The sequence below is a fragment of the Mycobacterium syngnathidarum genome, assembly GCF_001942625.1.
Classification (GTDB): domain Bacteria; phylum Actinomycetota; class Actinomycetes; order Mycobacteriales; family Mycobacteriaceae; genus Mycobacterium; species Mycobacterium syngnathidarum.
On record NZ_MLCL01000029.1, the window covers coordinates 1 to 21300 of the forward strand.

A 21300-nucleotide genomic window follows, 5' to 3' on the forward strand; every position below is an offset into this window, starting at 1 on the left:
ACGAACACCAGGTGGGCGTGCAGCAGCGACACGCTGTGGCGGGTGCGGCGATAGGTCGTTGTTGTCAGTGGGCATCTCTACGGTTGCGGTATGCAGATGCGTTATCGGTATCGCATCGAACCGACACTGGCCCAGCAACAGGTGTTGGCGCGGGTGTTCGGGTGCGCTCGGGTGGTGTTCAACGACGCGCTGCGCGTGGCGCAACTTCTTCGACTCGGGCAGCGGGAAACGCAAGGGCCGGCGGGTCGGTCGTCCCAGGTTCAAATCACGCAAGGATCACCGGCAGTCGTTTCGGCTCACCCGCAACGGCTTCTCGATCCGCGCCAACAACCGGCTGTTTGTGGCCAAGGTCGGCGAGGTGCGGGTGCGCTGGTCACGGGATCTGCCCAGCACACCATCGTCGGTCACGATCATCGCCGAACCCGATGGCCAGTTCTACGCCAGCTTCGTCGTCGAGGTGCTGGCCTCACCACTGCCGGTAGTCGAGCAAGAGGTCGGGGTACCCCGGCAGCGCGGTACTGGCGCGGCGGTCGGATTACTGGATCCCGAACCCCGACGGCAGCTTCTTCGGCGAGCGCACCCTCGTCATCGGGGGAGCAGGGTGCCCGGGAGAGGGGCCGGGCACCCATCGTTTGCCGATCTCGCTGACGCCCGTCGACCGACCGTTGGACGGGCACCAGGGCACCCGATAAACAAAAAACCGCCCGTGAGGGCGGTTTTTGGAGCGGGCGACGGGAATCGAACCCGCGTAGCTAGTTTGGAAGACTAGGGCTCTACCATTGAGCTACGCCCGCATGTGCAGCACCAGCACTGTACCGGTGTGCCCCCGATCAAAGCCAATTGAATGCTCCGTGCTGTGACCACGTAGTATCTCGCGTGGTCCGTTCGTGGGTTTTACCGCAGCGGGATCGATCACCACCACGGGGTGTAGCGCAGCTTGGTAGCGCATCCGCTTTGGGAGCGGAAGGCCGCAGGTTCAAATCCTGTCACCCCGACTCGCCCGCGAGTACGAAGAACTACCTAGGAGCACAGAACAGTGAAGAGCACGGTCGAGCAGTTGAGCCCCACCCGGGTGCGCATCAATGTGGAGGTGCCCTTCACCGAGCTTGAACCCGATTTCGATCGCGCCTTCAAGGCGCTGGCCCAGCAGGTCCGTCTGCCCGGCTTCCGCCCGGGCAAGGCCCCGCGCAAGTTGCTGGAGGCCCGCATCGGCCGCGGCGCCGTGCTGGAGCAGGTCGTCAACGACGCGCTGCCGAGCCGCTACAGCGAGGCCGTCACGGCCTCTGACGTCAAGCCGCTTGGTCAGCCTGAGATCGAGGTGACCAAGCTGGAGGACGGCCAGGAGCTGGCGTTCACTGCCGAGGTCGACGTGCGCCCCGAGATCACCCTGCCCGAGTTCGACGCGCTCAAGATCACCGTCGATCCGATCGAGGTCGATGACGAGGCCGTCGATGCCGAGCTGCAGTCGCTGCGGGCCCGTTTCGGCACCCTGACCGGCGTCGACCGTGGCGCGCAGGAAGGCGACTTCGTCTCGATCGACCTGTCGGCCACCGTCGACGGCACCGAGGTGCCCGAGGCCGCTACCGAGGGCCTGTCGCACGAGGTCGGTTCCGGTCAGCTGATCGAGGGCCTCGACGAGGCGATCACCGGCCTCAAGGCCGGCGAGTCCAAGGTCTTCACCACCAAGCTGGCCGCGGGCGAGCACGCCGGCAAGGACGCCGAGGTGACGGTGACCGTGAAATCGGTCAAGGAGCGCGAGCTGCCCGAGGCCGATGACGACTTCGCCCAGCTGGCAAGCGAATTCGACACCATCGACGAGCTCAAGGAGAGCCTGACCGACCAGGTGCGCCGGGTCAAGAGCGTGCAGCAGGCCGAGCAGATCCGCGACAAGGCGATCGAGGCGCTGCTGGAGCAGACCGAAGTTCCGTTGCCGGAGAAGATCGTTCAGGCCCAGATTGACGACACGCTGCACAACGCGATCCACAGCCTCGACCACGACGAGGACAAGTTCGCCGAGCAGTTGACCGAACAGGGCAGCAGCCGTGAAGAATTCGACGCCGAGAACAAGTCGAACGCCGAAAAAGCCGTCAAGACCCAGCTTTTGATGGACGCTGTCGCCGACAAGCTCGACATCCAGGTCGGCCAGAACGATCTCACCGAGCGCCTCGTGCTGATGTCGCGTCAGTACGGGATCGAGCCGCAGCAGCTGATCCAGATCCTGCAGCAGAACAACCAGCTGCCGGCCATGTTCGCCGACGTGCGTCGCGGTCTGACGATCGCCGCCGTGGTGCATGCCGCGACCGTGACCGACACCGACGGCACCGTGATCGACACCACGGAGTTCTTCGGTCCTGCCGAGGCTGCCGAGGCCGGGGCCGAAGGCGAGCAGGCTGACGAGTCCGCCGAAACTGACACCGACGCCGCCGAATGACGCTGTGAGCGAACGCGCCCCCGTACGGGAGTGCGTGGCTCGTCAGTTTCGTTAGTGTCGTCAGTACCAACGCGTGAGAGAAAGCAGGTATCCAGTCGTGACTGACATGCGTTCGAACGGGAGCGGGTTCAGCCTCGTCGACTCCGTCTATGAGCGCTTGCTTGCCGAGCGGATCATTTTCCTGGGTTCCCAAGTGGACGACGACATCGCCAACAAGCTGTGCGCGCAGATCCTGTTGCTTTCGGCGGAGGATCCGACCAAGGACATCCACCTTTACATCAACTCGCCGGGCGGTTCGATCAGCGCCGGTATGGCCATCTACGACACGATGGTGCTGGCCCCGTGCGACATCGCCACCTACGCGATGGGCATGGCGGCCTCGATGGGTGAGTTCCTGCTGGCTGCCGGCACCAAGGGCAAGCGCTACGCCCTGCCGCACGCCCGGGTCCTGATGCACCAGCCCCTGGGTGGGGTCACCGGTAGCGCCGCGGACATCGCCATCCAGGCCGAACAGTTCCACGTCATCAAGAAGGAAATGTTCCGGCTCAACGCGGAGTTCACCGGGCAGACGATCGAGCGTATCGAGGCCGACTCCGACCGCGACCGCTGGTTCACCGCTCCGGAAGCCTTGGAATACGGGTTTGTCGACCACATCATCACCAGCGCCAACGTCAACGGCACCGGACCGGGAGCAGGACTAGACAAATGACCGACCACACTGATCCCCGCCTTCAGCCGCAGGCTCGCTACATCCTGCCGTCGTTCATCGAGCACAGCAGCTTCGGCGTCAAGGAATCCAACCCGTACAACAAGCTGTTCGAGGAACGCATCATCTTCCTCGGCGTGCAGGTGGACGACGCGTCGGCCAACGACATCATGGCCCAGTTGCTGGTGCTGGAGTCGCTGGATCCCGACCGCGACATCACCATGTACATCAATTCGCCCGGTGGCTCGTTCACCTCGCTGATGGCGATCTACGACACCATGCAGTACGTGCGCGCCGACATCCAGACGGTGTGCCTCGGGCAGGCCGCCTCGGCCGCCGCGGTCCTGCTGGCCGCCGGTACCCCCGGCAAGCGCCTGGCCCTGCCGAACGCCCGGGTCCTGATCCATCAGCCGTCGCTGTCCGGGGTGATCCAGGGCCAGTTCTCTGACCTGGAGATCCAGGCCGCCGAGATCGAGCGGATGCGCACCCTGATGGAGACCACGCTGGCCCGCCACACCGGCAAGGATCCCGAGGTCATCCGCAAGGACACCGACCGCGACAAGATCCTGACCGCAGAAGAGGCCAAGGATTACGGGATCATCGATACGGTCCTGGAATACCGCAAGCTGTCTGCGCAGAGCAGCTAGCGCCACCAGCGGCAACCTCCGCACGATGACACACGCCCTGCCCGGCAACCCCGGTGCGGGGCGTGTGTCGTCAAGAGGGAGGGCGGTCACCCCGCTGACCTGCGTCTGCGTCGGCGTGACCGTGCTCCCGGTATCGTCGACCGCGGCGAAAGCCACGTACCGACCACCTCGCTCGGCTATTCGTCCTCGCTTCGCGACGACACGCCAAGGTCACAGTCAGCGTGCCGACGGGTGCGGAGCCGCCAGGAGAGATATGTTCTCCTGCACATGAACAAATACCACCGGAGCGATTCGGCCTTATCGGTCGCACCGCGACGGAACGAACGGGTAGCGTCGGGTTTACGCCCGAGGTGACCCAGCAACTGGCGTAACGACAGACTGCTAACAGGAAGTAGGACCCCCCCACATGGCGCGCATTGGAGACGGCGGTGACCTGCTGAAGTGCTCGTTCTGCGGCAAGAGTCAAAAGCAGGTCAAAAAGCTCATTGCCGGCCCGGGCGTGTACATCTGCGACGAGTGCATCGATCTGTGCAACGAGATCATCGAGGAGGAACTCGCCGACGCTGACGACGTCAAGCTCGACGAGCTGCCCAAACCCGCGGAGATCCGGGACTTCCTCGAGGGTTACGTCATCGGTCAGGACACCGCGAAACGGACGCTGGCAGTGGCCGTCTACAACCACTACAAGCGGATCCAGGCGGGGGAGAAGTCACGCGATTCCCGCACTGAGCCGGTTGAGCTGACCAAGTCCAACATCCTGATGCTCGGCCCCACCGGCTGCGGCAAGACCTATCTGGCCCAGACCCTGGCCAAGATGCTCAACGTGCCGTTCGCCATCGCCGATGCCACCGCGCTGACCGAGGCCGGCTACGTGGGCGAGGACGTCGAGAACATCCTGCTCAAGCTGATCCAGGCCGCCGACTACGACGTAAAGCGTGCCGAGACGGGCATCATCTACATCGACGAGGTCGACAAGATCGCCCGCAAGAGCGAGAACCCGTCGATCACCCGCGACGTCTCCGGTGAGGGCGTGCAGCAGGCCCTGCTGAAGATCCTGGAAGGCACGCAGGCCTCGGTTCCGCCGCAGGGCGGCCGCAAGCATCCGCACCAGGAATTCATCCAGATCGACACCACCAACGTGCTGTTCATCGTGGCGGGTGCGTTCGCGGGCCTGGAGAAGATCGTCTCCGACCGGGTCGGCAAGCGCGGTCTGGGCTTCGGCGCCGAGGTGCGGTCCAAGGCCGAGATCGACACCCAGGACCACTTCGCCGAGGTGATGCCCGAGGACCTGATCAAGTTCGGTCTGATCCCCGAGTTCATCGGCCGCCTGCCGGTCGTGGCCTCGGTGACCAACCTGGACAAGGAGTCCTTGGTCAAGATTCTCTCCGAGCCGAAGAATGCCCTGGTCAAGCAGTACGTCCGGCTGTTCGAGATGGACGGCGTGGAGCTGGAGTTCACCGACGAGGCGTTGGAGGCGATCGCCGATCAGGCCATCCACCGCGGCACCGGTGCCCGTGGCCTGCGCGCCATCATGGAAGAAGTCCTGCTGCCGGTGATGTACGACATCCCCAGCCGTGACGACGTCGCCAAGGTGGTCGTCACCAAGGAAACCGTGCAGGACAACGTGCTGCCGACCATCGTGCCGCGTAAGCCGTCGCGTTCGGAGCGCCGCGACAAGAGCGCCTGAGCCCCTCGCGAGCAGACGCAAACTGCCCCTTTTCACTCGAAAAGGGGCAGTCTTGTGTCTGCTAGGCGGTTAGTTGGTGACCCGATCGGGACGGGCGTATATGTTCATCGAGTCGCCGCGCAAGAAGGCCACCAGGGTCAGGCCGGATTGACTGGCCAGATCGACCGCCAACGACGACGGCGCCGACACCGCGGCCAGAATCGGAATGCCGGCCATCACGGCCTTCTGGGTGAGCTCGAACGAGGCCCGGCCGCTGACCAGAAGGACCGTGGCGGTCGACGGAATCCGGTTGTGCTCCAGCGCCCAGCCGATCACCTTGTCGACGGCGTTGTGCCTACCGATGTCCTCCCGGACCACGAGCATGTCGCCGTCGACGGTGAACAGCGCGGCGGCGTGCAGGCCGCCGGTGCTGTTGAAGACCTTTTGCGCATCCCGCAGTTGCGCGGGCATCGCCGAGAGCACAGTGGCGGCAACGGTCGACGGGTCGTCGCCGGGGCAGTGCTTGCTGGTCAACCGCACCGCTTCCAGCGAGGCCTTGCCACATACCCCGCACGACGAGGTGCTGTAGAAATTGCGGGTCACGTCCACTTCGGGCTTCGGGACATGCGAGGCCAAGGTCACGTCGAGGACGTTGTAGGTGTTGACCCCGTCGTCATCTGCGCCGCGGCAGTAGCGCACCGTGACCAGGTCCTCACGTTGCGCGATCAGTCCTTCGGTCAGCAGAAAGCCTTGGGCCAGTTCGATATCGGCGCCCGGGGTCCGCATCGTGACGGTGATCGGCGTGCCGTCGACCCGGATCTCCAGCGGCTCCTCGACCACCAGAGTTTCCGGGCGGGCCTCGGCGGTGCCACCGGTCAGGTGATGGGCGCGCCGGCGGGCGGTGACGCGGCCCACTAGGCCCGCTCCAACCGGATGACGACGGCCTTCGACACCGGTGTGTTCGATTTCTTCGCCGTGTGATCAAGCGGCACCAGCGGATTGGTCTCCGGGTAGTAAGCCGCGGCGTTGCCCTTCGGGGTGGAGTACTCGACGATCAGGAAGTCCTTCGCGCGCCGCTCCTGCCCGTCGAATTCCGAGACGAGATCGACCCGGTCGCCGGCGGCCAAGCCCAACGCGTCGAGATCCGCGGGGTTGATGAACACCACCCGGCGACCCCCCTTCACGCCGCGGTAGCGGTCATCGAGGCCGTAGATGGTGGTGTTGTACTGATCATGGCTGCGTAGCGTCTGCAGCACCAGCCGGCCCGGCGGTACCGGCACCCATTCCAGCGGCTGGACCGAGAAGTTGGCTTTACCTGTGGTGGTGCGGAATTCGCGGGAATCACGCGGTGGGTGCGGCAGCTGGAACCCGTCGGGCAGGCGCACCTTGCGGTTGTAGTCCTCGCAGCCGGGCACCACGTCGGCGATGGCGTCACGGATGCGGTCGTAGTCGGCGTTGAACTGTTCCCACGGCACCGGATGGTCTGGGCCCAGTAGTGTCCGAGCAAGCTGGCAGACGATCGCCACCTCGCTGCGCAGGTGCTCGCTCGGTGGGGTCAGGCTGCCACGGGACAGGTGCACCATCGACATCGAATCCTCGACAGACACCATCTGTTTGCCGCCGGCCTGGAAATCCTTGTCGGTGCGGCCCAGCGTGGGCAGGATGAGCGCGGTGCGGCCGTGTACCAGGTGACTGCGGTTCAGCTTCGTCGAAATCTGAACGGTCAGAGCGCAACTGCGCAGTCCAGCCTCGGTCACCTCGGTATCAGGGGTGGCCGAGACGAAGTTGCCACCCATGCCGATGAACACCTTCGCGCGGCCGTCGCGCATGGCGCGGATCGCATCGACGGTGTCGTAACCGTGCTTGCGGGGGCTGACGATGCCGAACCGGTTGTCGAGCGCATCGAGAAACTTCTCCGGCATCTTCTCCCAGATGCCCATGGTGCGGTCGCCCTGCACGTTGGAGTGCCCACGCACCGGGCACACGCCCGCTCCCGGTTTGCCGATCATGCCGCGCATGAACAGGAGGTTGGTGGCCTCGCCGATCGTGGCCACGGCGTGGTGGTGTTGGGTCAGGCCCATCGCCCAGCAGATCACCGTGCGCTGCGAGGCGATCAGCATGTCGGCGACCCGGCGCAGCTGGGATTCGTCGATACCGCTGGCCTCGGTCACCGTGGCCAGGTCGACTGCGCGCGTCTGACGGGCGTAGTCGTCGAAGCCCGCGCAATGGGCCTCGATGAACTCGCGGTCCAACACCGTGCCCGGGGCCGCGTCCTCGGCTTCCAACAGCAGCCGGCCCAGGCCGGCGAACAGCGCCATGTCCCCGCCGAGGCGGATCTGGACGAACTCGTCTGCGATCGGGATTCCGTGTCCGACCACACCATGCACCTTCTGCGGGTCCTTGAACCGGATCAGGCCGGCCTCGGGTAGGGGATTGATCGCAACGATCTTGGCGCCGTTGGCTTTTGCCTTCTCCAGCACCGACAGCATGCGCGGGTGGTTGGTGCCGGGATTCTGCCCGGCGATCAGGATCAGATCCGCCTGGGTGACGTCCTCGACGGTGACCGAGCCTTTACCGATGCCGATCGACTCGGTCAGTGCGGTGCCCGAGGATTCGTGGCACATGTTCGAACAGTCCGGCAGGTTGTTGGTGCCGAAGCTGCGGACCATCAGCTGGTAGAGGAACGCCGCTTCGTTGCTGGTGCGTCCCGAGGTGTAGAACAGCGCCTCGTCCGGGGAGGCGAGCGCATTGAGGTGGTCGGCGATCAACCGGTAGGCGTCGTCCCACTCGATGGGCCAGTAATGTGCTTCGCCTGGAGTGAGCATCATCGGCTGGGTCAGCCGGCCCTGCTGGGACAGCCAGTATTCGGGTTTGGTCTCGAGTTCGGCGATGGTGTGCCGGGCGAAGAACTCGGGCGTCACCACGCGTTTGGTGGCTTCCTCGGCGACCGCCTTCGCGCCGTTCTCGCAGAACTCGGCCAGCTTGCGGCCACCATGCTCCTCGGGCCACGCGCAACCCGGGCAGTCGAACCCGTGGCGCTGGTTGAGTTTGGCCAACGCAGCGGCGGTGCGCAGCGGACCCATCTGCTCGAACCCGCGCTGCATGCTGACCAGGACTGCCTTGACACCGGCGGCCTGGTCTTCGGCGCCGGTGCTGATGACGTGGTGCTCGTCGTAATCGGCATCGATGTCCTTGGCGCTGGTCATAAACCCAATCTAGTCCTCGAAAACCGCCGCGCCCCGCCGCTTGGCGGGCGCTGGTGACCGCCCATCTCGACCTCTGAGCATTCCGGCTCAGCCGGGCTCTGCGGTCGGGGCCGGCTCGGCCTTGACCGGGGGTGTGGCGGCAGGCGTGCCGGGCGCTGACGGTGGCACGGATTGAGTCACCGTCTCGCCGAAGTGCATGGTGGGTTCGGCCGCCGGCACGGGCGTCTGGGAGGTGTCGCCGGCCTGGGCGGCCTGGAGCCCCAGCACTGTCATGACTGCGGCAGCTGCCACGCCGGCGGCACAGAGGAGCCGTCTTGTCCTCGAATCGATGCGCATCTCGGAGACCCCTGGTCACAACATTGGCTATCTATGTGATTTGAATGCGGATCCGCCGCGTGGCATTCCATGTGCGGGTGTGTGTGATGTGGATCACAATTCTGGGACGGCCGGGGAATTGCGCGGGGTCGGGGCGTGCGGTGATCGCCCTGACCGGGACACTTCATCCATGCCACGAGAGGTAGTCCCTGGGGTCACCGTGCTCGGCAACCTCGCGATCGACATCATCAACGGGGCGCCGCCGAGCCCGGGAGGATGCGCGTCCTTCGCCGGAGTGGCACTGCTGGCGGCCGGAGGGGCCGGCCAGATCATCGCGATGGGCGCCGAACGCGACCACGCCCTTTTCGACGGGCTGCGGACACGGTTCGGGTCGTTGCTCCAGATCCTGCCCTCGGAACGGACGAGTTCGTTCAGTCTCGACTACGACGACACCGACCATCGGCACATGGGCGTGCGTGCGATCGGCCCGGTGTGGACTGCCGAGGACATCGAGGCGGCGGATCCGGTGACCACCTGGGTGCACCTCGCCCCGTTGCTCCGCACTGACTTCCCGGCCGAGACCCTGGCCGCGCTGGCGGCGCGTGGTCATCGGGTGTCCTATGACGGGCAGGGTTTGGTACGTGCGGACCGTTTGGGGCCATTGGTCGAGGATCGTCGTTTTCCCGCCGACCTGCTCGACGATGTCGACATCCTCAAGCTGGCCGAGGACGAGGCGGTGATCGTGGCCGACGGTCCTTTCGACACCTCGATCGCCCGGCGACTCGGCGTCGCGGAAATTCTGGTGACATACGGCTCCGAGGGGTGTGACATCTATGTCGAAGGTGCGGTCGAACGCGTACCGGCCGCGTGGCGGGTGCTGGATGTCCAGACCACCGGGGCAGGCGACATGTTCACCGCCTGCTACGTCGCACACCGCGCGGTCGGCCACGATCCGCGGCGTGCCGCCGAGGCAGCCAGTGAGCTGGTGGCGGGGGAGCTGGACAGGCGGTTGCACACCGGAGCACCCGACCGGAGGTAGCCGCAGGTCGGCGGCTAAACTCGACAGGTGTCAAGAAGCTGCTTGCTGGTGCTAGCGGACAGCTACCGGTCGGTAGCTTTTCCTTAGAGAATGACATTCTCCTAAACGTGACGAAAACCACAGTTGTGTCTCAAAACCGGCTTCTTCACGCCCGCGAACAGCACCTTCGTCGAGAACCCACCCGCGTGTCGGGGGGCGACGCGGTGAAGTGCAGCCTAAGAGCAGTGCAATAATCGGTACTGGTAGTGACATCAAAATTCGTGTGGACGTTTGATCCGGCGGCGCGTCACGTGACAGCGGCCCGGAAAGACGTGGTCAAAGAACGTGTGAAAGGCGGTAGCCGTGGGTGAGAACGGCAACGGCAATGGCGCCGCGCCGCGGCAGAAGCTCGAGAAGGTCGTCATCCGCTTCGCCGGCGACTCCGGCGACGGTATGCAGCTGACCGGTGACCGCTTCACTTCTGAAGCAGCACTGTTCGGCAATGACTTGGCGACCCAGCCGAATTACCCGGCCGAGATCCGCGCGCCACAGGGCACCCTGCCCGGTGTGTCGTCGTTCCAGATCCAGATCGCCGACTACGACATCCTTACCGCCGGTGACCGTCCCGACGTGCTCGTCGCGATGAACCCGGCCGCACTCAAGGCCAACGTGTCGGATCTGCCCCGCGGCGGCCTGATCATCGCCAACTCCGATGAGTTCACCAAGCGCAACCTCGCCAAGGTCGGATACGACAGCAATCCGCTAGAGGATGACACGTTGTCCGACTACGTGGTGACGTCCGTCGCGATGACGACGCTCACCCTGGGCGCCGTCGAGGCGATCGGGGCCACGAAGAGGGACGGCCAGCGCGCCAAGAACATGTTCGCCCTCGGCTTGCTCTCGTGGATGTACGGCCGCGAACTCGAGCACAGCGAGGCCTTCATCCGGGAGAAGTTCTCCCGCAAGCCCGACGTGGCCGAGGCCAACGTTCTGGCGCTGAAGGCCGGCTGGAACTACGGCGAGACCACCGAGGCATTCGCCACGACCTATGAGGTGTCGCCGGCCAAGCTGAAGTCCGGTGAATACCGGCAGATCTCGGGTAACACCGCGCTGGCCTACGGAATCGTGGCCGCCGGACATCTGGCCCAGATCCAGGTGGTGCTGGGTACCTACCCGATCACCCCGGCCTCCGACATCCTGCACGAACTGTCGAAGCACAAGAACTTCAACGTGCTGACGTTCCAGGCCGAAGACGAGATCGCCGGCATCGGCGCCGCCATCGGCGCGTCCTACGGCGGCGCGCTCGGTGTCACCAGCACCTCGGGCCCCGGTGTCTCGCTCAAGTCCGAGGCCATCGGCCTGGCCGTGATGACCGAGCTGCCGCTGATCATCATCGACGTGCAGCGTGGCGGCCCGTCGACAGGTCTGCCGACCAAGACCGAGCAAGCCGACCTGCTGCAGGCGCTGTTCGGCCGCAACGGCGAGTCGCCGGTCGCGATCCTGGCCCCGAAGTCGCCGTCGGATTGCTTCGACATCGCCGTGGAGGCCTCGCGCATCGCGGTCGATTACCACACCCCGGTCATCATCCTGTCCGACGGAGCTGTGGCCAACGGCTCTGAGCCCTGGCAGATCCCCGACATCAGTACTTATCCGCCGATTGAGCACAAATTCGCCAAGTCCGGCGAACCGTTCGCTCCTTACGCGCGCGATCCCGAGACCCTGGCCCGCCAGTTCGCGGTGCCCGGCACCCCGGGGCTGGAGCACCGGATCGGTGGACTCGAGGCCGCCAACGGCTCGGGCAACATCTCGTACGAGCCGAAGAACCACGACCTCATGGTGCGGCTGCGTCAGGAGAAGATCACCGGCATCACGGTGCCGGACCTGGAGGTCGACGACCCCACCGGCGATGCCGAACTACTCATGCTGGGCTGGGGCAGCAGCTATGGGCCGATCGGTGAGGCGTGCCGACGGGCCCGCCGCAAGGGCATCAAGGTGGCCCAGACCCATCTGCGCCACCTCAACCCCTTCCCGGCCAACCTCGGGGAGGTGCTGCGCCGCTATCCGAAGGTGGTGGTGCCGGAGATGAACCTCGGCCAGTTGGCGCTGCTGCTGCGCGGTAAGTACCTGGTCGACGTCCAGTCGGTGACCAAGGTGGAGGGCATGGCCTTCCTCGCCGACGAGGTCGAGGGCATCATCGACGCGGCCCTGGACGGCACGCTCGGTGAGAAGGAAAACGACAAGGCGAAGTTCGCCCGGTTGGCGGCGGCCACCATTGAGGTTGAGGCGAGCGGTGTGGGAGCGAACGCATGACTGACCTGATCGGCACAGAGCACCACGACCTGGGGCTGACGCCCCTGAACAAGAACGCCCTGGTGCCCACCACCGACCAACCGCAGAAAGGCAAGGATTTCACCAGCGACCAGGAGGTTCGCTGGTGCCCGGGTTGCGGTGACTACGTCATCCTCAACACCATCCGCAACTTCCTGCCGGAGCTCGGCCTGAAGCGCGAGAACATCGCGTTCATCAGCGGTATCGGCTGCTCCAGCCGGTTCCCGTATTACCTGGAGACCTACGGCTTCCACTCGATCCACGGTCGCGCCCCGACTATCGCCACCGGCCTGGCGCTGGCCCGGCCCGATCTGTCGGTGTGGGTCGTCACCGGTGACGGGGACTCGCTGTCGATCGGTGGCAACCACCTGATCCATGCTCTGCGCCGCAACATCAACATCACGATCCTGCTGTTCAACAACCGGATCTACGGCCTCACCAAGGGCCAGTACTCGCCAACCTCCGAGGTCGGCAAGGTCACCAAGTCGACTCCGATGGGCTCGCTGGACTACCCGTTCAACCCGGTGTCGTTGGCGCTGGGTGCCGAGGCCACATTCGTCGGCCGAGCTCTGGACTCCGATCGCAAGGGCCTCTCCGAGGTGCTGCGCGGCGCGGCAGAGCACCGCGGTGCCGCGCTGGTGGAGATCATGCAGGACTGCCCGATCTTCAACGACGGGTCGTTCGATGCGCTCCGCAAGGAAGGCGCCGAGGAGCGGCTGATCAACGTCAGCCACGGGGAGCCGATCAAGTTCGGCACCGATGACGAGTACTGCGTGGTCAAGTCCGGGTACGGCTTGGAGGTCGCCAAGACCGCCGACGTCGCAGCCGAGGACATCGTGGTGCACAACGCCGAGATCGACGATCCTGCCTATGCTTTCGCACTGTCGCGGCTCAGTGAGCAGAACCTCGACCACATGGTGATGGGCATCTTCCGCAAGGTCAATCGACCCACCTACGACGACGCCGCGCGCCAGCAGGTCAACACGGCGATCGAATCACGGCCCCATGACACCGCGGCTCTGCAATCCTTGCTGCGTGGCAAAGACACCTGGACAGTGGACTAGTAGCGCCGACCCGATCGAACCGAATCTGAGCACAGCCCCGCTCGCCGCGGTAGTTCTGGCGGGCGGGGCTTCGCGCCGTATGGGGCGCGACAAGGCGACGTTGCCGTTCGACGGCTCGACGATGGTGGAGCACGTGGTGGCCGCGGTAAGTGCGCGCTGTTCACCGGTTTTCGTCATTGCGGCACCTGGCCAGCCGCTGCCGGCACTGGGCGCCGAGGTACTGCGTGACGAGGTGCGCGGCGTCGGGCCGCTGGTGGCGACCGGCCGCGGGTTGCGTGCCGTCGCCGAGGCCGGGTTGGACCGCGCCTTCGTGTGCGCGGTGGACATGCCGTACCTGTCGGCGGACCTGATCGACACGCTGGCGAGCCGTGCCGAGCGGTTACCTGCCGATATCGTGCTGCCGTGGGACGGCAGGGACCACTACCTGGCGGGGATCTACCGCAGTTCGCTCACCGGCCAGATCGCCGAGCTGGTGCGAGACGGGCGGCGCAGCATGCGGGCGTTGGCCGAGTCCGTGGATACGCAACGGATCGTGATGGCACCGCAGCGCGCACTGACCAACGTCAATACCGCCGCCGATCTGGCCGGAGCGTGAACTACGGGCCCGACGATGCTCAGCAAATTGCGAATTCGCTCTTGAACTGAGCGCAATTTACCGTTTCGAAATAATTGAGCTCCTTTTGAGCGCGATTTGGGCCCCGGGAAGCCGAGTGAATTCGGGCCAGGTCATACCCAGGGGGACCGTCCCCGTACGCGAAAGTGACTGCTGTCCAATATCATTCGCCTTGTTTCGCCGCAGCGAAGTCCTTCCCGCTATTGGCCGGCGCAGGTGTTGAGTGCTTCTAATTTTGTGTCAAAATGCCGCTGACCGTTCTGTTTGTCGGACCAGGGCGATCCCACGGCTTGCCGTAGAGTTGGCCAGGCGGGCCGACGATTCTGTTTCAATCGTCCAGATATATTGTGGCGCAGCATGTTTGCCTGGCCAGCTAACGAGCTCGAGTGTGACCATCGGGTAGGGGCGGGATCCGCGGGAGTGGCCCAGGGGGTGTTATATCCCTTGTGCTCCAAGATGATTGAAGGTTCTGCGCGATGCTGCGCGCCTGCCGGACGGCAGCGAACAGATTCCGGTGGAGCGGTGCGTAGTGACACTCGCCGATGGCATCTACCTGGGCCTATTGTTGTCTCAAGCGTTGTTTGCCTCAACATCGCACACCAAGTAAGTGCGCCAGCTCACAAAAAGCGCGTGATCTGCCTCACGATCCGTTTGCGCCGATCACGAAACGGTAACGCCAGCGGCTGGTCGCTGACCTGCATAAACGATTCGAACGATGTCCCGTTATCTGCTCGTGATCTTTCCGCTATCGCTCCGACGCCGATATGACTTCTCCCCGAGACCTTTGTACGGTCCAAAGCGACTCCACAGGGAGCAAATAATTTCAACACCAAGAACCTGCGTGTGAGTGGGGCCGCGGTGGCGATTACGCCCGACGCGGGGGCCTGGGCCTGAGCCCGGGCCAGGCACTGTGGCCCTCCCTTTCGTGCCTGACCGAGACGGCACGAACCAACCCCTCCGGCCTGATTCAGGCTTCCGCACCCGCCTGGGCGGGTGCCGATGGCGCGCGCTTGGCGAAAGGAAAGAAGTGAAGAACATCCGCAAGACGTTTGGGCTGGGCATCATCGCCGGAGCGCTCACTGTGGCTCCCGTGGCATTGGGCGCCGGTACCGCCAATGCGGACAGCGTCAACTGGGACGCCGTCGCTGCCTGCGAGTCGGGTGGCAACTGGGCGATCAACACCGGTAACGGCTACTACGGTGGCCTGCAGTTCACGATGGGCACCTGGCGCTCCAACGGCGGCTCCGGCTCGCCGCACCAGGCCTCGCGTGCCGAGCAGATCCGCGTCGCCGAGAACGTGCTGCGCAGCCAGGGCATCGGCGCCTGGCCGGTGTGCGGCAAGCGCGGCTAGGACTGGCGCAGCGCCAACCACAACTTGATATGAAGCGGTGTCGGGCCTTCGGCCCGGCACCGCTTCTGTTTCATCAGAGAGCCCTCCGGTTACTCCAGTCCCGGGAACCTCCGAAAAAAACTTCCGTCCCGTCTGTAACGGGTGACGTTGGTCACACGAACCCATTAGTGACCGCACAGTTGCACGAACGTGATCGGCATCTGCCGTGGTCCTTGGTGTCAAAGGTCGGGGAAGGACCACGAGATGACCAAACGAAAGGCGTTGACCAGGGCTTTCTGGCTATCTGCGATGTCGGCGGGGCTCATGCTGGCACCCGCGCTCGCCACGTCGGCGACGGCTGGTGCCGACACGGTGAACTGGGATGCGATCGCAGCCTGCGAATCAGGCGGCAACTGGTCCACCGACACCGGTAACGGGCACTACGGCGGCCTACAGTTCAAGCCCACCACCTGGGCCTCGCACGGCGGCGTCGGATCGCCCGCTTCCGCGTCCCGTGAGGAGCAGATACGGGTGGCCGAGAACGTCTTGGCCAGCCAGGGGATCAGGGCCTGGCCCAAGTGCGGGGCCCGTGGCGGAATGCCGGCGGGCTGGGCCGCGCCGAGTGCACCGACAGGTTGCCAGGCCGTGCGCCCGGGCGCGGTGCTCGGCATCTTCGACTTGCGCCGGATCTGCTCGACGTTCCTGGACCCCCTGGGAGCTTTCGGCGTTCCGCGCTGAGTCCGCACCGAGTCAGCGCACCGGGGTGAATGCCCCGCGGCCGGCGATCGAGGCCAGGTGCCGGGTCAACACCCACTCGGGCATCAGCACGGAAGCTCGGGTGGCCGCGGCGCTCAGTGCCGACGGACGCAGGTTTACCAGCCGGCCGATCAATTCCGCCTCCTGGACGATCTTTTTGACCCGCGGGCGACGTATCGCCCCGAACCGGGAAAACGCGCTACCCAGATCCGGCCCTCTGGCCGCGAGAGCCGCCAGGATGGCGGCGTCCTCCAGCCCCTGGCAACCGCCCTGGCCCAGATGTGGGCGCATGGGGTGGGCGGCATCGCCGGCGATCACCGCGGGACCGCGGGCCCAGACGCGGGCTGGCGCACGGTCGTAGAGATCGTTCCGGAGTACCTGATCGGGATCGGTCGTGGCCAGCAGTGTCGGGATCGGTTCCGACCATTCGGAAAAGCGCCTCTTGAGGTGCGCCAGCTCGCCGTCGGGACTGGTCTGGCCCTGTGGCGCACGCTGGGTGGCGAACCAATACGTGTGGTCGGAGCCGAGCGGTACGTGTCCGACCTGGGAGCCGGCGCCCAGGGTTTCACCCGACAGATCTGGATCGAGCGGGCATGCGGCGACCGCGCGCCAAGCCGTGTAGCCCGTGTAGCGGCGAGACAGTGGACCATTCAGGTGTCGTGCCACGACGGAGTCGACACCGTCGGCGCCGACCAGGCCGGCCGCTTCGCGGATGCTGCCGTCGGTGAACGTGACCCGCACGTCCGAGGTGCCGATGTCGACCTTGTCGGCCGTGAGTTCGTACTGCACGGTGCCGGGTGCGAGTGCGCCGGTGAGGATTTCGGTCAGGGTGGCGCGTCTGATCACCACCAGCGGTTCGCCCAGCGCGTGCGTGAACCGTTGCGGGGCCGGCCGACGCAACCACGCCCCGCCTGCACGACGCAGCGCACCGGTGGCGACCCGACCGCCCGCACCGCGCACCTGATCGCCGAGGCCGATCTCATCGAGGGCGGCCAGCGCGTTGGGCCAAAGGCTGATCCCGGCGCCGAGGGCGACATCGCGGCGAGCCTCGACCACGCCTACGTCGAACCCCTGCTGCTGCAGTGCGACTCCGGTCGCCAGGCCGGTGATACCCGCGCCGATGACCAGTACGGACGTTGCCATCATTCGAATCTAGTCGGGCCGCTGAGGTGACTCACCGCAACCAGACTCGGGATCGGTAGCCTTCCAGCGTCTGCACAGTGATTGCACAGACTCCCCCCGCCGAATGGTCGGGATACAACGATGGAGAGGACCCGATGAAACTCACCCGCTTCGGTGCTGCGCTCGGCGCAGCCGCCTTGGCTGCATCCGCATTGAGTGGCTGCTCGAAGGTGACCGAGATCAGGGATGCGGCCGCAGGGGCAGCCGAGAAGGTCGTGACGTCGGGGACCGAGAAGATCACCGAAGCGGTCTCGGGCAACCTGTTCACCGCAGAGGGTATCGACAACGCCTTTGCGGCCATCGCGGAAAAGGTCGGCGCCAACCCGATGCAGGTGGTCGACATCGTGATCACACCGGGAGTGCTCAAGGTGGAGGCCATCGACCCGAACGCCCCGACCGAGTTGAACGAATGGAGTTACACCTCGGGCGCCGTCGCACCATCTCGCCCGATCGACTATGACGACGACACCGAGGCGCTGCAGCAGAATCTGTTCTCCACCTCCGACGTGCCCAGCAGTGCGATCGCCGCGGCGATCGACGGCGCCGTGGCGGCAAGCGAGATTCCCGACGGCAAGGTCCAGACGGTGAGTATCAAGCGCAACCTCCCGTTCGACGAGAACGTGATCCTGTTCATCAACGTCCAGGGAGAGCGCAGCAGCAAGCAGGTGCGGGCCGACGTCAGCGGGCAGGTCACCGAAGTGGTGTAACTGACCGACGTCCTGCGGCCCGTACCGGACCCCGGTGCGGGCCGCGCCGTTACGGTGGGGAGCCATGACGGTGTTCGACGATCTCGATGACTACCTCGCATTGCCCCGGGTGTCAGGTCTGGCGATGTCCCCAGATGGCTCGCGGCTGGTCACGACGGTCAGCACACTCAACGAAAAGCGAAATGAGTTCCTCAGCGCCATATGGGAATTGGATCCCGCCGGCGTCGAACCCGCGCGCCGGCTGACCCATGGGGCCAAGGGGGAGTCGGCGCCGGTGTTCACCGCCGGGGGCGACGTGTTGTTCCTCGCGGCGCGCCCCGGCGAGGACGACGACAAACCGCCGACCGCCCTGTGGCGCCTACCCGCCACCGGCGGAGAGGCATTCGAGGTACTGACGATGCCCGGCGGTGTCACCCGTATGTCCAGTGCCCGGGCCGCCGAGGTCACCGTGGTGGCCGCGCCGCTGCTGTCGTCGTCATCGGGCATCGATGACGACAAGACGCGGCGCGAGGCCCGCAAGCAGAACAAGGTGTCGGCGATCCTGCACGCCGGCTATCCGGTCCGATACTGGGACCACGACCTCGGCCCCGACCAGCTCCACCTCTTCGATGCCGACGCCACAAGGGATCTGACCACAGGCCCGGGTGCGGCGTTGTGTGAGACCTCATTCGACCTGAGTGCCCACGGTGACTTCGTGGTGACCTCCTGGCGGGTCTCGGGCCCCGGCGCGGCGGTGCGGGTGGCCCTGGTACGAATCGACCGGGCGACCGGGGAGCGTGCCACGATCGCCGAGGAACCCGGGGCGGATTTGGAGCACCCGGCCATCGCCCCCGACGGCCATGCCGTGGCCTTCACGAGGGAAACCCACTCCACTCCGACCTCGCCGCCCCGGATCACACTGTGCTGCATGCGGTTCGGAGCCGAACCGGTGGAGCTGACCGGCGGCTGGGACCGCTGGCCCTCATCGGTGGCCTGGGCGGCGGATTCGTCGGCGCTGATCGTGACGGCCGACGACGGTGGCCGTGGCCCGATCTTCTCCGTCGATCCCGCCTCCGGCACGGTCACCCGGTTGACCGATGACGACTTCACCTACACCGACGTGCGCCCCGCACCCGGCGGGGTGATCTATGCGTTGCGCAGCTCGTACTCCGCGCCACCGCATCCGGTCCGCATCGATCAGGACGGCACCGTCACCGCGCTGCCGTGCCTGGACATGCCCGAGCTGCCGGGCACCCTCACCGAGGTGACCGCGACCGCCGCCGACGGCACGCCGGTCCGGTCTTGGCTCACCTTGCCCGACGGTGACGAAGCGGCTCCGTTGGTGTTGTGGATCCACGGCGGGCCGCTGGGAAGCTGGAACAGCTGGCACTGGCGGTGGAATCCGTGGCTGCTCACCGCCCAGGGCTACGCGGTACTGATGCCGGATCCGGGACTGTCCACCGGATACGGCCAGGACTTCATCGCACGGGGTTGGGGTGCCTGGGGTGACGAACCCTATACCGACCTGATGGCGGCGACGGATGCCGCATGCGAACATCCGCGCATCGATGCGTCGCGCACCGCTGCGATGGGTGGATCGTTCGGCGGCTACATGGCCAATTGGATCGCCGGACACACCGATCGATTCGATGCCATCGTCACACATGCCAGCCTGTGGGCACTGGACCAGTTCGGCCCCACCACCGACGGCGCGTACTGGTGGGCCCGCGAGATGACACCTGAGATGGCCCAGCACAATTCACCGCACCGGTTCGTCCGTGAGATCACCACTCCAATGCTGGTGATCCACGGGGACAAGGATTATCGCGTGCCGATCGGGGAGGCATTGCGGCTGTGGTTCGAACTACTGACGTACTCGGGGTTGCCCGCCGACGAGAACGGCGAGAGCCCGCACCGGTTCCTGTATTACCCGACGGAGAACCACTGGGTGCTCTCGCCCCAGCACGCCAAGCTCTGGTACCAGGTGGTGACCGCATTCCTGGGTGAGCACCTGAGGGATGAACCGGTGCAGTTGCCCGAACTGCTCGGGTAGCGTCGAGATCGTGACGCAGCGTGAGTTTGATCTGGTGCTGTACGGCGCCACTGGTTTCGCCGGAAAACTGACCGCCGAATACCTGGCCAGAGCCGGGGGAGCGGCCCGGATCGCCCTGGCCGGCCGTTCCGAGGAGCGGTTGCGGGCGGTCCGTGACGGGCTGGGGGCCGGCGCGCAGTCGTGGCCGCTGGTGACCGCCGACGCCACCTCCCAGGCCTCGCTCGATGCGATGGCGGCCCGCACCCAGGTCGTGGTGACGACGGTGGGCCCCTACGCCCGCTACGGCATGCCGTTGGTCGCGGCCTGCGCCGCCGCCGGAACCGACTACGCCGATCTCACCGGTGAGACGACGTTCATCCGCGACAGCATCGACCTGCATCACAAGCAGGCGGTCGACACGGGCGCGCGCATCGTGCATTCGTGCGGATTCGATTCGGTGCCATCCGATCTCACGGTGTACGCGCTCCATCGGCAAGCCGTCGCAGACGGTGCCGGAGAGCTCGGCGACACCAACCTGGTGGTACGCAGCTTCGCCGGTGGCGTGTCTGGCGGCACCGTCGCCTCGATGCTCGAACTGCTCGACACGCTGTCGTCGGATCCCGAGGCCCGCGCCCTGATGAACGATCCGTACACCCTGAGCCCCGACCGCGGGGCCGAGCCCGAACTCGGCGCTCAGCCCGACGTGCGGTGGCGCCGCGGCGGTGAGATCGCCCCCGAGCTGGCCGGCTACTGGACCGGCGCGTTTGCCATGGCCGCCCCGAACACCCGAATCGTGCGCCGCAGCAACGCATTACTGAACTATGCCTACGGACGCCGCTTCGAATACGCCGAGCAGATGAGTTTGGGACGCTCGGTTGCCGCGCCATTGGCTGCCGCAGCGGTGACGGGCGCGAACGCCTTCACGCTCGGGATGGGCGGCCGGTACTTCAACCGGTTGCCCGGCGGTTTCGTCTCGAAGCTGGCGCCCAAACCGGGAACCGGCCCCAGCGAACGCGCCCGCGAGCGTGGGCACTACCGCGTCGAGACATACACCACCACGGCATCGGGCGCACGGTACGTGACGAGCATGGCTCAGCAAGGTGATCCCGGATACAAGTCGACCGCGGTGTTGCTCGGCGAGTGCGGGCTCGCGCTGGCAACCGACCGCGACGCCCTGTCGGACCGGCGCGGCGTGCTGACACCGGTGGCCGCGATGGGGGATGTGCTCCTCACCCGGCTACCGGCCGCGGGCGTGTCGCTGGAGACCACCGCGCTGACCTGAGCTGCCGCAACATGAATGGATCGGCCTGCGTCGAAGAC

At 65.8% G+C, this 21300-nt stretch carries 17 protein-coding genes, 2 tRNA genes and 3 pseudogenes; 16 read left to right on the forward strand and 6 right to left on the reverse strand.

Annotation, left to right across the window (positions count from 1 at the left end; genetic code table 11):
- Positions 1-96: 96 nt before the first annotated feature.
- Positions 97-147: pseudogene (locus BKG60_RS32380) on the forward strand (hypothetical protein); the annotation flags it as partial.
- 129 nt (positions 148-276) lie between these two features.
- Here the strand turns inward: BKG60_RS32380 and BKG60_RS32385 are convergent.
- A complete protein-coding gene (locus BKG60_RS32385) occupies positions 277-414 on the reverse strand; it encodes a hypothetical protein (RefSeq protein ID WP_234998595.1) in 138 nt (45 codons plus the stop codon).
- 128 nt (positions 415-542) lie between these two features.
- On the opposite strand from BKG60_RS32385, the gene BKG60_RS32815 reads away from it, so the two are divergent.
- On the forward strand, positions 543-692 hold the full coding sequence (locus tag BKG60_RS32815; RefSeq protein WP_479724687.1) for an Rv2253/PknI dimerization domain-containing protein: 150 nt from the start codon (positions 543-545) through the stop codon (positions 690-692).
- 28 nt (positions 693-720) lie between these two features.
- Here the strand turns inward: BKG60_RS32815 and BKG60_RS07980 are convergent.
- Positions 721-794 (reverse strand) — tRNA-Gly (locus tag BKG60_RS07980).
- A 127-nt stretch (positions 795-921) separates the two neighbouring features.
- On the opposite strand from BKG60_RS07980, the gene BKG60_RS07985 reads away from it, so the two are divergent.
- The 5 genes from BKG60_RS07985 to clpX all read left to right on the forward strand — a co-directional run bounded on the left by BKG60_RS07985 (position 922) and on the right by clpX (position 5471).
- Positions 922-995: transfer RNA gene (locus tag BKG60_RS07985), tRNA-Pro, on the forward strand.
- Between the two features lie 41 nt (positions 996-1036).
- Positions 1037-2431, forward strand: coding sequence for a trigger factor (gene tig / locus BKG60_RS07990; RefSeq protein WP_070189021.1), 1395 nt, complete (start codon positions 1037-1039; stop codon positions 2429-2431).
- A 106-nt stretch (positions 2432-2537) separates the two neighbouring features.
- A complete protein-coding gene (locus BKG60_RS07995; RefSeq protein WP_070189022.1) occupies positions 2538-3140 on the forward strand; it encodes an ATP-dependent Clp protease proteolytic subunit in 603 nt (200 codons plus the stop codon).
- Positions 3137-3784: an ATP-dependent CLP protease proteolytic subunit ClpP2 gene (gene clpP2, locus BKG60_RS08000; protein WP_070189023.1), complete on the forward strand. Its 648-nt coding sequence runs from the start codon at positions 3137-3139 to the stop codon at positions 3782-3784. The genes BKG60_RS07995 and clpP2 overlap by 4 nt, the downstream gene beginning before the upstream one ends.
- 406 nt (positions 3785-4190) lie before the next feature.
- The gene (gene clpX, locus BKG60_RS08005; protein WP_070189024.1) at positions 4191-5471 is read left to right on the forward strand and encodes an ATP-dependent Clp protease ATP-binding subunit ClpX; all 1281 of its coding nucleotides are present in this window, start codon (positions 4191-4193) and stop codon (positions 5469-5471) included.
- A 69-nt stretch (positions 5472-5540) separates the two neighbouring features.
- Here the strand turns inward: clpX and fdhD are convergent, their stop codons facing one another.
- The 3 genes from fdhD to BKG60_RS08020 form a co-directional block, all read right to left on the reverse strand.
- The gene (gene fdhD, locus BKG60_RS08010; protein WP_070943484.1) at positions 5541-6365 is read right to left on the reverse strand and encodes a formate dehydrogenase accessory sulfurtransferase FdhD; all 825 of its coding nucleotides are present in this window, start codon (positions 6363-6365) and stop codon (positions 5541-5543) included.
- Complete coding sequence (locus tag BKG60_RS08015) at positions 6365-8656, reverse strand: FdhF/YdeP family oxidoreductase (protein ID WP_070943483.1); 2292 nt, start codon at positions 8654-8656, stop codon at positions 6365-6367. The genes fdhD and BKG60_RS08015 overlap by 1 nt, the downstream gene beginning before the upstream one ends.
- A gap of 87 nt (positions 8657-8743) precedes the next feature.
- Complete coding sequence (locus BKG60_RS08020; protein WP_131823355.1) at positions 8744-8929, reverse strand: hypothetical protein; 186 nt, start codon at positions 8927-8929, stop codon at positions 8744-8746.
- Between the two features lie 232 nt (positions 8930-9161).
- Between BKG60_RS08020 and BKG60_RS08025 the strand changes: the two genes are divergently transcribed.
- The 6 genes and pseudogenes from BKG60_RS08025 to BKG60_RS32820 form a co-directional block, all read left to right on the forward strand.
- Positions 9162-10010, forward strand: coding sequence for a PfkB family carbohydrate kinase (locus BKG60_RS08025; RefSeq protein WP_075909488.1), 849 nt, complete (start codon positions 9162-9164; stop codon positions 10008-10010).
- Positions 10011-10352: 342 nt separating this feature from the next.
- Entirely contained in the window at positions 10353-12299 is a 1947-nt protein-coding gene (locus tag BKG60_RS08030) for a 2-oxoacid:acceptor oxidoreductase subunit alpha (RefSeq protein ID WP_075909489.1), read from the forward strand.
- Complete coding sequence (locus tag BKG60_RS08035) at positions 12296-13381, forward strand: 2-oxoacid:ferredoxin oxidoreductase subunit beta (protein ID WP_070189029.1); 1086 nt, start codon at positions 12296-12298, stop codon at positions 13379-13381. The genes BKG60_RS08030 and BKG60_RS08035 overlap by 4 nt, the downstream gene beginning before the upstream one ends.
- Complete coding sequence (mobA, locus tag BKG60_RS08040; RefSeq protein ID WP_374242872.1) at positions 13353-13976, forward strand: molybdenum cofactor guanylyltransferase; 624 nt, start codon at positions 13353-13355, stop codon at positions 13974-13976. The genes BKG60_RS08035 and mobA overlap by 29 nt, the downstream gene beginning before the upstream one ends.
- A gap of 1135 nt (positions 13977-15111) precedes the next feature.
- A pseudogene (locus BKG60_RS08045) lies at positions 15112-15345 on the forward strand (transglycosylase family protein); the annotation flags it as partial.
- Between the two features lie 342 nt (positions 15346-15687).
- Positions 15688-15918 (forward strand): annotated as a pseudogene (locus tag BKG60_RS32820) (transglycosylase family protein); the annotation flags it as partial.
- A gap of 156 nt (positions 15919-16074) precedes the next feature.
- On the opposite strand, the gene BKG60_RS08055 reads toward BKG60_RS32820, so the two are convergent.
- On the reverse strand, positions 16075-17223 hold the full coding sequence (locus tag BKG60_RS08055; RefSeq protein ID WP_070943479.1) for an FAD-dependent monooxygenase: 1149 nt from the start codon (positions 17221-17223) through the stop codon (positions 16075-16077).
- Positions 17224-17357: 134 nt separating this feature from the next.
- Here BKG60_RS08055 and BKG60_RS08060 point away from each other — a divergent pair, with 134 nt between their 5' ends.
- The 3 genes from BKG60_RS08060 to BKG60_RS08070 all read left to right on the forward strand — a co-directional run bounded on the left by BKG60_RS08060 (position 17358) and on the right by BKG60_RS08070 (position 21262).
- Positions 17358-17969, forward strand: a complete 612-nt coding sequence (locus tag BKG60_RS08060) for a hypothetical protein (RefSeq protein WP_131823353.1) — start codon at positions 17358-17360, stop codon at positions 17967-17969.
- Between the two features lie 64 nt (positions 17970-18033).
- Positions 18034-20001: a S9 family peptidase gene (locus tag BKG60_RS08065; protein WP_075909490.1), complete on the forward strand. Its 1968-nt coding sequence runs from the start codon at positions 18034-18036 to the stop codon at positions 19999-20001.
- Positions 19967-21262 carry a saccharopine dehydrogenase family protein gene (locus BKG60_RS08070; protein ID WP_165688705.1) on the forward strand — a complete coding sequence of 432 codons (1296 nt, stop codon included), beginning with the start codon at positions 19967-19969 and terminating at the stop codon, positions 21260-21262. The genes BKG60_RS08065 and BKG60_RS08070 overlap by 35 nt, the downstream gene beginning before the upstream one ends.
- The last annotated feature ends 38 nt before the right edge of the window (positions 21263-21300 follow it).

Coding starts and splice junctions, on each gene's coding strand:
- BKG60_RS32385 (WP_234998595.1), bottom strand. CDS start 414: ATGATCGTGACCGACGATGGTGTGCTGGGCAGATCCCGTGACCAGCGC.
- BKG60_RS07995 (WP_070189022.1), top strand. CDS start 2,538: ATGCGTTCGAACGGGAGCGGGTTCAGCCTCGTCGACTCCGTCTATGAG.
- clpP2 (WP_070189023.1), top strand. CDS start 3,137: ATGACCGACCACACTGATCCCCGCCTTCAGCCGCAGGCTCGCTACATC.
- clpX (WP_070189024.1), top strand. CDS start 4,191: ATGGCGCGCATTGGAGACGGCGGTGACCTGCTGAAGTGCTCGTTCTGC.
- BKG60_RS08015 (WP_070943483.1), bottom strand. CDS start 8,656: ATGACCAGCGCCAAGGACATCGATGCCGATTACGACGAGCACCACGTC.
- BKG60_RS08020 (WP_131823355.1), bottom strand. CDS start 8,929: ATGACAGTGCTGGGGCTCCAGGCCGCCCAGGCCGGCGACACCTCCCAG.
- BKG60_RS08025 (WP_075909488.1), top strand. CDS start 9,162: ATGCCACGAGAGGTAGTCCCTGGGGTCACCGTGCTCGGCAACCTCGCG.
- BKG60_RS08035 (WP_070189029.1), top strand. CDS start 12,296: ATGACTGACCTGATCGGCACAGAGCACCACGACCTGGGGCTGACGCCC.
- BKG60_RS08055 (WP_070943479.1), bottom strand. CDS start 17,223: ATGGCAACGTCCGTACTGGTCATCGGCGCGGGTATCACCGGCCTGGCG.
- BKG60_RS08060 (WP_131823353.1), top strand. CDS start 17,358: ATGAAACTCACCCGCTTCGGTGCTGCGCTCGGCGCAGCCGCCTTGGCT.
- BKG60_RS08065 (WP_075909490.1), top strand. CDS start 18,034: ATGACGGTGTTCGACGATCTCGATGACTACCTCGCATTGCCCCGGGTG.
- BKG60_RS08070 (WP_165688705.1), top strand. CDS start 19,967: ATGAACCGGTGCAGTTGCCCGAACTGCTCGGGTAGCGTCGAGATCGTG.